We start from the raw sequence: 12,963 nt of genomic DNA on the forward strand, positions 1-12,963 counted from the left end.
CCGCGTCTGATTCTGCATCTGATATCGATTGGAGCGTTGCTCTAGAGCACGAATCTAGAGCAACGCTCCAGCAGTGTCCATGGCTTCCGCCTGTGAATGACCCGGCCCGGCCGCTCGGCGCCGTCAGATGCGGAACTCCTCGCCCCGGTGAGCGAGTTCGCGCAGACGCGTGGGGGGTCGGAATCGCTCGCCGTAGGTGTCCGCGAGGTGGTCGGCGCGTTCGGTGAATGCCTGCGGCCCGTAGGCGTTGATGTACTGGAGGGTGCCGCCTGTCCAGGGGGCGAAGCCGATGCCATGGATGGAGCCGATGTTGGCGTCGGCCACGGAGGTGAGCACGCCCTCGTCGAGGATGCGGACGGTTTCCAGGGCCTGGATGAACAGCAACCGGTCGTGGACGTCCTGTTCGGGCACCCCGGCGTCGTCCGGCTTGGTCCAGCGTTCCACCAGGCCGGGCCACAGCGTCTTGGGGCCGTCGGCCGGGTAGTTGTAGAAGCCCGCGCCGGCGGTCTTGCCGGTGCGGCCGAGCTCTCCGGCGAGGACGTCGAGCAGTTGGTAGGCGGGATTGGTGCGCAGCTCCGGATTGGCCTCGTCGCCCAGGTCGGCGAGCGTCTGGTCGCGGATCTTGAGCGGCAGGGTGAGCGTCACCTCGTCGAGCACGGCGAGCGGGCCGACCGCCATGCCGGCCTTGCGGGCGACGTTCTCCACCAGCGCGGGGTGCACGCCCTCCGCGACCAGGGCGGCGCCTTCGGTGATGTACGTCCCGAAGGTGCGGGACGTGTAGAAGCCACGGCTGTCGTTGACGACGATCGGTATCTTCCGGATCTGCAGGACGTAGTCGAAAGCGCGGGCCAGGGTGGCGTCGGAGGTCTTCTCACCTCGGATGATCTCGACCAATTGCATCCGGTCGACCGGAGAGAAGAAGTGCAGACCGATAAATCGTCCCGGGTCGGGGACAGCGTCGGCGAGTCCGGTGATCGGCAGCGTGGAGGTGTTGGAGGCGATGACCGCGTCCGGCTCGGCCGCAGCTTCGGCCGAGGCCAGGACCCTGTTCTTCAGCAACCGGTCCTCGAAGACGGCTTCAATGACCAGGTCGCAGCCGGCCAGGCCGGCGTCGTCCGCCGTAGCCGTGATCAGCTCCACGGCGGCGGCATGACGGTCACCCAGCGCCTCGGCTATGCGGGCCCGGCCCCGCTCGGCCGCCTCGATCGTCACGTCCTTGAGGACGACCTCGATCCCGGCCCGTGCGCTGACCTGCGCGATACCGGCGCCCATCATCCCCGCGCCCAGTACACCGACCTTGCGTGTGCGGGAGGGGGGCTGGTCGGCCGGGCGGGAGCGGCCCGCCTTGAGTTCGTTCATCTGGAACCAGAAGGTGCCGATGAGGTTCTTGGCGACCTGGCCGGTCACCAGTTCCAGCAGGTAGCGGCTCTCAGTCTGCAGAGCGGTGTCGAAGTCCAGCAGCGCTCCCTCCGCGGCGGCGGCGAGGATCCTTTCGGGTGCCGGGTAGCAGCTGCGCGTCTTCTTGCGTACGACGGCGGGGGCGGCGGCGAGCAGGCCGTACGAGGCGGGATCCAGCGGTTTGAGGTCGGGCACCTGGTGGCCCGGCGTGTCCCACGGCTGTACGGCAGCGGGGTTGGCCAGTACCCAGGCACGGGCCTTGGCGAGGAGTTCCTCCTGATCGGCGGCGAGTTCGTCCACCCAGCCGGCGGCCAGGGCCTTCGCGGGCCGCAGCTGCTTGCCCTCGCTCAGCAGGGGCAGAGCGGCCTGGACGCCGATCATGCGGACGGTTCGGGTGATGCCGCCGGCGCCGGGCAGCAGGCCCAGCGTGACCTCGGGGAAGCCGATGCGGAGGGCGGAGTCGTCCAGGCAGACGCGGTGATGGCAGGCCAGGGCGACCTCGAGCCCGCCGCCGAGTGCGCTGCCGTTGATCGCGGCGACGACAGGGCGGCCCAGGCTCTCCAGCCGCCGGAACTGATCCTTGAGCGCGGCGAGATCGGCGGCGAAGGCGTCGGCGGTCTCCGGGGTGACGGCGACCAGAGTGTTCAGGTCACCGCCCGCGAAGAAGGTCTTCTTGGCGGAGGTGACGACGACCCCGGCGATGTCGTTGCGTTCGGCCTCCAGCCGGTCGACGGTGGCACCCATCGCGACGCGGTAGTCGCTGTTCATGATGTTCGCCGTGCCGGGCAGGTCGAGAGTGAGGGTGACGATGCCGTCGCCGTCGCGCTCGTAGCGGATGTGGTCGTTGTGCTCGCTGGTCATGGCGTGAAGGTCCTCAGATCCGCTCGATGATGGTGGCTATGCCCATGCCGCCGCCGACGCACAGCGTGGCCAGGCCCCGGTGCAGATCGCGGCGCTCCAGCTCGTCGAGCAGGGTGCCAAGGATCATGCAGCCGGTGGCCCCGAGCGGGTGGCCCAGCGCGATGGCGCCGCCGTTGACGTTGACCTTCTCGTCCGGCACGCGCAGGTCGCGCTGGAACTTCAGCACCACGGACGCGAAGGCTTCGTTGACTTCGAACAGATCGATGTCGTCCAGGGTGAGTCCCGCCCTGTCCAGTGCCTTCCGGGCGGCGGGGGCCGGCCCCGTGAGCATGATGGTGGGCTCGGTGCCGATGACGGCCGTGGCGACGATGCGGGCGCGGGGCGTGAGCCCGAGTTCGCGGCCGGCGCGCTCGTTGCCGATGAGCATGGCGGCGGCGCCGTCCACGATCTGCGAGGAGTTGCCCGGCGTGTGGACATGGTTGATGCGGGCGACGCGCGGATAGCGGTCGATGGCGATGGCGTCGAAGCCGAGTTCCCCGGGGACGGTGAAGCTGGGCTTGAGCGTGCTCAGGGTTTGGGGTGTGGTGTCCGGGCGGATCGCCTCGTCGTGGTCGAGCAGCAGGGTGCCGTTGCTGTCGGTGACCGGCACCAGGGAACGGGAGAAGTAGCCCTTCTCGCGGGCTTCGGTCGCTTTGGCGTGCGAGGCGGCGGCGAAGGCGTCGATGTCGTCGCGTGTGAAGCCCTCCAGGGTGGCAATCAGGTCGGCGCTCACGCCCTGCGGCACGAAGTGCGTGGCCAGGTTGGTCTCCGGGTCGGTCACCCATGCCCCGCCGTCGGAGCCCATCGGCACCCGTGACATCGACTCCACGCCGCCTGCGACGACCAGGTTCTCGTACCCGGACGCGACCTTGGCCGCGGCCAGGTTGACGGCCTCCAGGCCCGAGGCGCAGAAGCGGTTGAGCTGAACCCCCGCCGGGCGGAGGCTCCAGCCGGCCGTCAGTACGGCGGTGCGGGCGATGTCGGCGCCCTGCTCACCGACCGGGGAGACGACGCCGAGCACGACGTCGTCCACGGCGGTGGTGTCCAGCCGGTTCCGCTCGACGAGCGCCCGCAGGAGCCCGGCGGCCAGCGCGACGGGCTTCACGCTGTGCAGCGCCCCCCTTTTGCCCCTGCCCCGGGGTGTCCGCACGGCGTCGTATATCAATGCTTGAGTCATGCCCGGACGTTATGGGCGGCTCCCAGCGCTACGCCGTGACCGCAGTGCTCACCGTCATTGACCGGACGGCAGCGGCCGGACGGCGGGCGGGTCAGTTGCCGGGCTGGTAGGCGCGCGGAGTCGAGCCGGTCCAACGCCGGAACGCCCGGTGGAAGGCGCTCGGCTCGGAGAAGCCCAGGCGTTGGGACAGCTCCTCGATGGATGTGGTTCCCGCCGCCAGCGCGGTGACGGCCACATCGCGCCGCAGCTGGTCGCGGATCTGCTGGAAGGACGTGCCCTCGGCAGCCAGCTGCCGACGCAGTGTCTGCGGGCTCACCGCCAGCCGGGCCGCCACCTCCGGGGGATCCGGCATGCAGTCCGGCAACGACTGCCCCAGCAGCCGGCGTACCCGTGCGGCCGTGGTGCTGCCGTAGTCCAGCCGGGCCAGCACGTCCGCGGGTGCGCGGCGAAGGAACGCCCGCAGCCCCGCCTCGTCCTGCAGCACCGGCTGGTCCAGTACGTCGCGGTGGAAGACCAGGGCGGTCCGCGGGGCGCCGAAATGGCAGGGAGCGCCGTAGAGGAGGTCGTACTCCAGGACGTGATCCGGTGCGGGGTAGCGGAACTCGACCCGCGGCAGGTCGATGCGACGTCGGATCAGCCATCCCGCGAACCGGTGGACGACCACGGTCACGGACTCGGCGAGGTAGTGGTCCGGGTCGTCGAAGGCCGTGAGGTCGAAGACTATCCGGGCCTCGTCGTGTTCTTCCGGCTCCTCCAGGCTCAGCAGCGGCCCGCCCGGGAAGAGGCGGTAGAAGGCGGCGCAGCGTTTCAGCGCGGACCGCAGGTCGGGAGTGCAGTGGACGACGGCGTGGCACATCATCGCGAACGTGCCCACCTTCTGCGGCTGTGGCCCGAAGCCCTGCAGTTCGTCATCGAGCGCGACCCAGAGTTCCTTGGTCAGCCGGGCGAACTGCTGGGGCGACACGCGGGCCAGCGGGGCGCTCAGCAGCTGCGGCGGGATGCCGGCGCGGGTCACCAGGGGGGAGGTGTCGACGCCGTGCCGCTCAGCTCCGTGGAGAGCGGCCCGTACATGGTGGATGGCCACCGAGCGGGCGGACATTCCGGCGGGAATCGATGAGGGTGGGAGGCTCTGCTGTGCGGGTGGTGCGGCCATGACCGCCGATCGTAGGCGACGCGGAAGTCAATGGTTGTGAGCGCTGCGGTCATGACGTCTGGGCCCTCGCCCGGCCTACCGTCGCGCCATGATCAGAGACGGCTACTTCGACGAGGATCACGAGGCGTACCGGAGCGCGTGGCGCGGTTTCATCCAGCACGAGGTCCTGCCGCGTCAGGCGGCGTGGGAGCGGGACGAGATCGTCGGCAAGGACGTCTGGCGCCTCGCGGGCAAGCAGAACCTGCTCTGCCCGTGGGCCGACCCCGCCTACGGCGGTCTGGGTCTAAACGATCTGCGGTACGAGCAGATCATGATCGAGGAGCTGGCGTTCGCCGCCGAGTCCGGCTTCGCGGTGCCGCTGCACTCCGGCATTGTCGCTCCCTACCTGGCCGCCTTCGGAACCGAGGAGCAGAAAAGCCGCCACCTGACCCGCGCGGTGTCGGGGGAGGGTGTGGTCGCCATCGCGATCACCGAGCCCGGCACCGGCTCCGACGTGGCCGGCATCCGCACCCGCGCGACGCGCGACGGGGACGAATGGGTGATCAACGGCGCCAAGACCTTCATCTCCAGCGGCATCAACGCCGACCTCGTCATCGTCGCCGCCCGCACCGGCGAGGGACACTCCATCGGACTGTTCCTCGTCGAATCCGGCACACCCGGCTTCCGCACGGGCCGCAAGCTCGACAAGCTCGGCCTGCGCACCTGGGACACCGCCGAGCTGTTCTTCGACGAGGTGCGGATCCCGGCGGGCAACGTCCTTGGCGAACCGGACCAGGGCTTCATGCTGATGATGGGGCAGTTCGCCCTGGAACGCCTCGTGGTCGCCATGGGCGCCGTCGCCGAGTGCCAGGCCGCACTGCGCGAGACCGTCGCCTACGTCAAGGAACGCACCGCCTTCGGCCGCCCCCTGACGAAGTTCCAGGACACCCGGTTCCGGCTCGCCGCGATGCGCGCGAAGATCTCCTGCGCCCAGGCGTTCGTCGACTCCTGCGTCCTGGCGCACAACGCCGGGCGGCTCACCGCCGACCAGGCCGCCGAGGCCAAGCTGGTGGCCACGGAACTGCAGGGCGAGGTCGTCGACGACTGCCTGCAGATGTTCGGCGGATACGGCTACATGCGCGAGTACCCGATCTGCCGACGCTACGCCGACGCCCGCATCCAGCGGATCTACGGCGGTACCTCGGAGATCATGAAGGAAATCATCAGCCGGTCCATGGACCTGTGAAGCAGGACAGGAGCCACGCCATGACCACGACCGGCCCACTGCGCGGCGTACGGGTTCTGGAACTCGCCGGCCTCGCCCCCGCGCCCTTCGCCTGCACCCTGCTGTCCGACCTCGGAGCCGAAGTGCTCCGCATCGACCGCACCGACACCCCGGCCCCGGACGGCGCCGCCCAGGCCCCCCTGGCCCGAGGCCGCCGCTCGGCCGCACTCGACCTCAAGCAGCCAGGCGGAGCCGAGGCGGTACTGCGGCTCGTGGAACGCGCCGACGTCCTCGTCGAGGGCTTCCGACCCGGCGTGTGCGAACGACTCGGCATCGGCCCAGACACGTGCCTGGCCCGCAACCCGCGCCTGGTCTACGCCCGCCTCACCGGCTACGGCCAGTCAGGACCCCTCGCGGAGCGAGCCGGGCATGACATCAACTACCTGGCATTGTCGGGTGCCTTGGAGCCCCTCGGGCCGGCGGACGGGCCCCCGCTGCCGCCGCTGAACTATGTCGCGGACTTCGGTGGCGGAGGCATGCTGCTGGCCGTCGGCATCCTGGCCGCCCTGTGGGAACGGCACAGTTCCGGGCGCGGCCAGGTGGTGGACGCCGCGATGACCGAGGGCGCCGCGCTGATCACCTCAATCCTGCACGGGCTGCGCGACCAGGGACTGTGGAAGGTGCGGCGCGGCGGTAATCTCTTCGACGGCTCCGCCCCCTTCTACACCACCTACACCTGCGCCGACGGCCGGTTCGTCGCCGTCGGCGCCATCGAGCCACAGTTCTGGGCACAGACCCTCGCCGGCCTCGGCCTCGCTGCGGGAGACCTCCCCGCCCAGCACGACCGTGCCGCGTGGCCGGCCGTCAAAGCGCGGCTGGCCTCGGTCTTCGCGACCCGCACACGAGACGAGTGGGCCGCGGTCTTCGACGGCACGGACGCGTGCGTCACCCCAGTACTCAGCCCGTTCGAAGCACACCTGCATCCACACAACTTCGCCCGAGGCACCTTCACCGAAGTGAACGGCCAACTCCAGCCGTCGCCCGCCCCGCGCCTGTCGCGCACCCCCGCCGCCATCGCCTCCCCCTCACCCCGCCCCGGCGAGCACACCGACACCGCGCTCGCGGACTGGGGCCTGACCACCGATGAAATCACCAACCTCAGAAAGGACGGCGCCCTGCGATGACCGTCATCGACGTGTGGGCCCAGCACCCCACCCTGCGTTTCATCCAGCACGAGATGTTCGCCTCCTTGCGCCGCTGGACCGGTGCTGAAGAGCTCACCGAGGAACTGCCCGTCGACCTCACCATCAGCATGATGGACGCGGGCGGCGTGGACCTTTCCCTGCTCAGCGCCTGGTACGGCCCGGAAGGCGCCCTCATCTCCAACGACGAGGTCGCCGCCTTCGTCGCTCACGCCCCCGACCGCCTGGCCGGCATGGCCTCCGTCGACCTGCGCAAGCCCATGGAAGCCGTGCGCGAACTGCGCCGCTGCGTCCGCGAATCGGGCTTCAAAGCGCTGCGGGTCGTGCCGTGGCTGTGGGGCTGGCCGCCGGACGACCGCCGCTACTACCCGCTGTACGCCGAGTGCGTCGAACTCGGCATCCCCTTTTGCACCCAGGTCGGCCACACCGGGCCGCTGCGGACCTCCGAGACCGGCCGCCCGATCCCCTACCTGGACACCGTCGCGCTCGACTTCCCCGAACTGACCATCGTGGCCGGGCACATCGGCTACCCATGGACGGAGGAGATGATCGCCGTGGCCCGCAAGCACGAGAACGTGTACATCGACACCTCGGCCTACACCAGCAAGCGGATCCCGCCCGAACTAGTCTCCTACCTGCGCAGCGACCGCCACAAAGTCCTGTTCGGCACCAACTACCCCATGATCACGGCCGACAAAGCCCTCGCCGACCTCGACCAACTCGAACTGGGCGACACGGCCAAAGACCTCTACCTCCACGGCCACGCCGAGCGGATCTTCGGACTCGGCAGGACGGCCGAGAAGTGACCACGGCCGGCTACACGCTGGAGAACGCGCAACAGGCGCTCGCCTCACAGCCGTTCAGCCGGCTCATCGGGGCACGCCTCACCGCTTACACGGAGTCCGACGTCGAAATCACCATCGACGTCACCGAGCGCCTGCACCAGCAGCACGGATCGGTCCACGGCGGAGTCATCGCCTATGCAGCGGACAACGCCCTCGCCTTCGCAGCGACCACCAAGCTGGGCAAGGGCATGGTCACAGCCGGGCTGAACATCAACTTCCTGCGCCCGGCCCGCGGCAGCCTGCTCATCGCCCGGGCCACCGTGCTGCACACCACCGGCCGCCAAGCCGTCTGCCGCTGTGAGATCTACACGATGAACCCCGGCCGCGACCGGGACCATGTGGCCACCGTGACCGGAACCATCGTGAGATCCTCCCACTCCACCACTTCGGCGCAGGTGTGAAAGATCGGCCCCTCCAGGTCAAGAAGGCAACGGATCCGCGCGCAGCAGGAGAAGGAGGCCGCCGTGGTGTGAGCGGGCGCCCTGTGACTGAGCGCCTCGGTTGGCGAGTTGAGCCCGCCGGTGCAGCTGTGTGCTGCTCCGGGCGCTGGTCACGGTGTGTGCGGCGCCGCTCGTGTTGGGTCCGTCCGATCAGGCTGTGCTCGTGCGCCGTCGGGTCAAACCGGTAGTCCTCGTTCCCGTGTCCGGAGGATGATGTGCACATGCAGCCGGGCAATGAACTTCCGAACGACCGCCGGGCCGAATATTTCGGCCAGTGCGCGGTGATGATGCTCAACGCGCTCCGGCAGGAGAATGACGCGGACCCATTTTCCGAGGTCACCAGCGTCGACCTGTCCGCGGAAACCGAGCCCGGGCACGAAGGAATCTACGACCAGGCCCTGTCCAACGCCCTGGCCGCGATCGTCGCAGCAGAGTGGCCAGGGGAGGAAGCGAATGACAAGGGCCGTGTGCACTTTGCGAGGACCCTGTTGAAGGTGATCGCCGAGAAGATTCCGTCCGACCCGACGACGGGCCTGTGCGTTATACCCGATCGCGACGCCGACGTCCGCTCCCAGTGGGAGAAGGAAGACCGTGTGCCCGAAGGCTTCTGGGACACCCGGATCGACGTTGACCTCCTGACCGATGCGCTCGATGTCAGCGGTCAGGCCCGCCATGGAAGCGGAACGGGGGGCTTGCAGCGCCGTCACGTCCAAGCCCTGCTTGCCCTCGACCACCACCCCACCCTGAGAACGCTCCTCGAGACCCAGTCTGACCGCGACGCCGAACGGGCCCAGGACGACGACGCGCGCTCGGCCGATCAGGCGCGCGCTCTGCTAGAACTCATCGGTGATGAAGAGGCCAAGCGCCGTGCGGAGTCGGCCGAGAACCCCAACGAATACCACCCCAAGCACAACCCTGACGGCCACGACTTCGAAGAGTGCCCGGTGTGTGGGCACGAGACCTTCTGTGTCCAGGGCTTGGACATGTGGGGACGGGTCGGCTTCGGGCAGTGCGTCGTCTGCTCGTACAGGCGCAGGGCGCGGGTCGCTGACCAGGAAGGCTTCGGCGAGCACCTCGCATCGCTGATGAGAAAGGACTGAAAACTGAACGCTCAGCTCGCCAAGTGATGCGCTCAGCTACAGCCACCCGTGTGGGTGATGACAGCCGGGCGGTTCGGCGAGACGTTCAGCAGAAAATCGAGAACACCACAGACCACTTCAGGGCCCGGTCGCGCTGCTCGGCCGGGCTCGCGCCGTGCGGCTGTACCGCAGCGGCCATGCCGCCCGGGCCGCCTGCTGGGCAGTCCGGGAGTACGCCAGCAGGCGGCCGGTGTCCCGAAGACGCAGGCTGATGGGGTGGAGTGGCCCGTGGATGTCGCCCTCGCGCGGCCCGTGACGCGGCTGCCGACAGGCCCGTCGTGGGCCTACGAAATCAAGTCATGGACAGGGCTTGAAGCTGTCCGTTGTCCACGGAGCTCATGAGGCCAACTCGATGGCTTCCCGGCTCCACCGGGCTCCGACAGAGGGACCAGGGCCTGTCCGATCGGCGGGTGTGAACATCGGACAGGCCCTCGCGTATGGGGGGGCGCGCTGGGCGCGCGGGGCGGCTTGCGATGACGACGGTGATCAGGGGTGTGGTGTACGGGGGCAGAGAAGGCTCCGGGAAGACGAGAGGGAACTAGCGTCGGACGGCGGGGCGCGGGGCGCCGACCTTCGCCGGGGCTGTGGCAGGAGCGCTCTGGGGCTGCCTGCCGCGCGATGCCCGCATGGCTGGCGGGGGAATCGAGGGAGGACCAGGCCGCCGGGTGGTCGTTGAAGGCGGTGCGCGGGTCGGTGGACCAGCTCACGATTGGGCCGATGTCCTCGTGCAGGAGGCTGATCACCTCGACGCCCTCCTTGTGCAGGACGTACCCCCACTGCATGTCCTGCTCGTCGGCGGTCGTGTCGGTGACCGACATGCGTACCGGGGGTGAGCCGTCCGGGGCGATCAGGTGGTCGAGGGTTCGGCTGGGCCTGTGTTCGCCGCCGGTCAGCGCGGTCACGAGTGCGGGCGGGGCGTCGTCGAGGAGATCGGTGCCGAGTTCGTCCCAGCCGACGGCGACGTCGTCGATGAGGTGCCGTGACATGGCCTCGATGTTGCGTCCGAACTTGTACTGGTAGGCGGCCAGGAGCAAGGGGAGGTGGTGGCTGGGTACGCCGTCGAGCTGGATGTGGATGCCCGTGTATCCCGTACCGCGGGTGGGGCGGGCGATGAAGGAGCGTGTGGACAGGGGATTCTCCGGAGCGCGCGGGGTGCGGGGGAGGTGCGGCGGCCGTCACGGTGGCGCGCGGGTGCGTCTACGCGCGGTCGGACCAGGACGGGACCGGAGGGCCGGAGGCGTCGGTACGCGCGCAGGTGTAGCCGATCAGGCGGGAGGGCTCGGCCCTCGCGGGGACGGTGGCGGCGTCGTTGCACACGAACGTGTAGCGGATGGAGGTGCGGGGCACGTCGTGGAGCCAGGCCCGGTCGTCCTTGCCGGGATTGATCTGCAGGCCGGAGTGCGCCACGGCGTCGGTCTGGGTGTGCGTGTGGGAGAAGAGGATCAGCGCGCCGCCGTCGGTGGTCTTGAGGGCGTAGGCGTCCGTGTAGCGGTTGGCGGCGCCGGTGAAGACGGTGGTGCCCTGGGCCCCGAAGCGGGTGCCGGTCTTGTCGTGGACTTCGATCTGCCGCTTGCTCGCCTTGGTCGGTGCGAAGACCTTCGTCCCCGTGTTCGTGCCTCCGGTGGCGAAGTTGTCGAAGATCGCGGTGCGCAGCAGCTTGGCGTCAGCAGCGAGGTGCTTGTTGCCGTCGGCGGTGACGGCCGTTGCGTATCCGTCGTGGTCGAGGGCGATGTCCGGCAGGTCCGGGCTGTCGAGGTCGACGACGGAGACCATCTCCCAGCGCTTGTGCTGGGGGCGTTCGGCGAACACGGCCAACCGCGAGGGGGCCTTGCCCTTCTGGTCCGAGAGCGCGGCGGCGAACCAGCGGTTCTGTCCGGCTCCCAGGCGCGGGATGTACAGCTTGGCGTCCGCGGAGTCGTAGGACCACGGCTTGTACGGCTTGCGGTCTGCCGCGGGCAGCCCTTCGGTCTCGGTGTAGTCCGAGACGGACATCGCGTACAGCGGGCCGTCCTCGACCGTGTCGAGCAGGCGCCGGTCGCGGTCGGTGTTGGCCTCGTTGTTGATCTCCGAATAGCGGGTGATGACGTCGCGGGCCTGGGCGGCGCTGAGAGCGGGCACGGGCTTCGGGGCGGTGCTGGCGTGGGGCGTCTGCCGGGCATGGGCGGGGCCGTCTTCGCCGGCGCAGCCGGTGAGGGCCAGGGCGAGGCAGGCGGCGCCGACGAACAGCGGCAGGGTACGGCGAGCGGTGCGGATAGGGGGCTCCAAGGGTCTGCTGGGCGGATGGGGATCAGCGAGCACGACTGGTCGTGGGTGCTGTCTTCGGCGATGTCGGCGGAAGGGCCGCGCTGGCGGCGGGCCGAGTCGCGGCGGTTCACACCGATGCCCTTGGCCGTGAGCTGCTGGACCACGCCGTGGACGCGAAGTGCGCGACCGCTGTCCCCGTAGGCGGCGGGAAGGGGAGGGAGGCGGCGGTGCGGCGTCAGCGCATGTGCCGCGGCGGAGCTGATGGGAGGGCTCGCGGCGGAAGGGACGGTGCACGAGCCGGGGTGGAGGGCAGCCGCGGTGCGGGCGCGAGCGGGGTGAGGGCCCGCATCCGGTCCTCGGCCACGTGCAGGACCTCTCCGAGGCTGCGGATCTCGGCAGCGGCGTCGGCGAGGTCGTAGGACAGGTCGAAGCCGTCGTCCTCCTCGGCTTCCTTGGCTTTCTCGCCGGCTGCTTCGAAGAACTCGCCGAGCTGTGCCAGCAGGCCGTCGGTGGGTTCCAGGATCTGATGCAAAAGGGCAGCGGCATCCGCGTGTGACTCGGCTGCGTTGAGCCGGTCGGCCAGATCGCGCAGCGCGTCGCCGTAGACGTAGGCGGGGTCGCGGTCTGGTTTGCCGGGGATGTCCCGGGACGGGGGCGTGGGCGTCGGTTGGGCCGGGTGCACGTGGGGGCTTTCGTGGGGCAGAGCGGGGTGCGGTAGCAGTCCGAGCTGGGCGAGGCGGAGGTCGATCGCCTCGATCAGGGGTTGGGCGCTGCCGCCGTGGCGGGCTTCGGGCCGCCGGCGAGCGCCGGGGTTGTCGGAGGGGGCGGAGTCGTAGAGGACCTCGAACAGCGTCTGGTCGTCGGGGTGCTCGCGGGTCGCGATCCAGCCCTCGGGGTCTCCGGGCGGGTGGTCGGAGGACGGTTCCTGCGGCGGACTGATGATCAGGTAACTGTCGTCGGAGAGCGAGACGCGCACGATGTAGGCGCTGAGGCCGAACTCGATGTCGCATGGCAGTCCGCGCGCTCGCAGCGGCGTGGTGATGTGCGCGTGGCGACGCCACAGCTCCTGCCACCACGGCATGTTCACGTCGCGGTGGTCGGGAAGTGGCGCGATCGGAGCCGCGCGGGCGTCCGTAGAGTTCGCCTCGTCAGCGGCCACGGATTCTCCTGCGAGACGCCGGTCGGTGTGACGGAGGCGTTCGGCGAGCGAGGTCGACTTCTGGCTTCGGAACCGGACTGGAGTCGAGTTCGTACTCGTCGT

At 69.7% G+C, this 12,963-nt stretch carries 10 protein-coding genes and 1 pseudogene; 5 read left to right on the top strand and 6 right to left on the bottom strand.

All coding sequences use genetic code 11. The features are described 5' to 3' along the window. Positions 1-123 precede the first annotated feature (123 nt). The 3 genes from ABZ016_RS22390 to ABZ016_RS22400 all read right to left on the bottom strand — a co-directional run bounded on the left by ABZ016_RS22390 (position 124) and on the right by ABZ016_RS22400 (position 4,628). Positions 124-2,259, bottom strand: a complete 2,136-nt coding sequence (locus tag ABZ016_RS22390) for a 3-hydroxyacyl-CoA dehydrogenase NAD-binding domain-containing protein (protein WP_356918406.1) — start codon at positions 2,257-2,259, stop codon at positions 124-126. A gap of 13 nt (positions 2,260-2,272) precedes the next feature. Beyond that, positions 2,273-3,475, bottom strand: coding sequence for an acetyl-CoA C-acetyltransferase (locus ABZ016_RS22395; RefSeq protein WP_356918407.1), 1,203 nt, complete (start codon positions 3,473-3,475; stop codon positions 2,273-2,275). 91 nt (positions 3,476-3,566) lie between these two features. After that, positions 3,567-4,628: an AraC family transcriptional regulator gene (locus ABZ016_RS22400; protein ID WP_356918408.1), complete on the bottom strand. Its 1,062-nt coding sequence runs from the start codon at positions 4,626-4,628 to the stop codon at positions 3,567-3,569. A gap of 88 nt (positions 4,629-4,716) precedes the next feature. Between ABZ016_RS22400 and ABZ016_RS22405 the strand changes: the two genes are divergently transcribed. The 5 genes from ABZ016_RS22405 (at position 4,717) to ABZ016_RS22425 (ending at position 9,419) form a co-directional block, all read left to right on the top strand. After that, on the top strand, positions 4,717-5,853 hold the full coding sequence (locus ABZ016_RS22405; RefSeq protein WP_356918409.1) for an acyl-CoA dehydrogenase family protein: 1,137 nt from the start codon (positions 4,717-4,719) through the stop codon (positions 5,851-5,853). Positions 5,854-5,873: 20 nt separating this feature from the next. Continuing rightward, on the top strand, positions 5,874-7,016 hold the full coding sequence (locus ABZ016_RS22410; RefSeq protein ID WP_356918411.1) for a CaiB/BaiF CoA-transferase family protein: 1,143 nt from the start codon (positions 5,874-5,876) through the stop codon (positions 7,014-7,016). After that, positions 7,013-7,840, top strand: a complete 828-nt coding sequence (locus ABZ016_RS22415; protein WP_356918413.1) for an amidohydrolase family protein — start codon at positions 7,013-7,015, stop codon at positions 7,838-7,840. The genes ABZ016_RS22410 and ABZ016_RS22415 overlap by 4 nt, the downstream gene beginning before the upstream one ends. After that, positions 7,837-8,280, top strand: coding sequence for a PaaI family thioesterase (locus ABZ016_RS22420; protein WP_356918414.1), 444 nt, complete (start codon positions 7,837-7,839; stop codon positions 8,278-8,280). Before ABZ016_RS22415 ends, ABZ016_RS22420 begins: the two co-directional genes overlap by 4 nt. A gap of 260 nt (positions 8,281-8,540) precedes the next feature. Further along, positions 8,541-9,419 (top strand): hypothetical protein, encoded by an 879-nt coding sequence (locus ABZ016_RS22425; protein WP_356918415.1) that lies wholly within the window; start codon positions 8,541-8,543, stop codon positions 9,417-9,419. Between the two features lie 577 nt (positions 9,420-9,996). Here the strand turns inward: ABZ016_RS22425 and ABZ016_RS22430 are convergent. From ABZ016_RS22430 to ABZ016_RS22440, 3 genes and pseudogenes are all read right to left on the bottom strand, one after another. Further along, positions 9,997-10,534, bottom strand: a pseudogene (locus ABZ016_RS22430) (hypothetical protein). Positions 10,535-10,655: 121 nt separating this feature from the next. Next, positions 10,656-11,723: a hypothetical protein gene (locus tag ABZ016_RS22435; protein WP_356918416.1), complete on the bottom strand. Its 1,068-nt coding sequence runs from the start codon at positions 11,721-11,723 to the stop codon at positions 10,656-10,658. A gap of 214 nt (positions 11,724-11,937) precedes the next feature. Further along, positions 11,938-12,861, bottom strand: coding sequence for a hypothetical protein (locus tag ABZ016_RS22440; protein ID WP_356918417.1), 924 nt, complete (start codon positions 12,859-12,861; stop codon positions 11,938-11,940). Positions 12,862-12,963 lie beyond the last annotated feature (102 nt).

The sequence above is a fragment of the Streptomyces sp. NPDC006372 genome (genome assembly GCF_040612515.1).
In the GTDB taxonomy this organism is placed as follows: Bacteria; Actinomycetota; Actinomycetes; order Streptomycetales; family Streptomycetaceae; genus Streptomyces.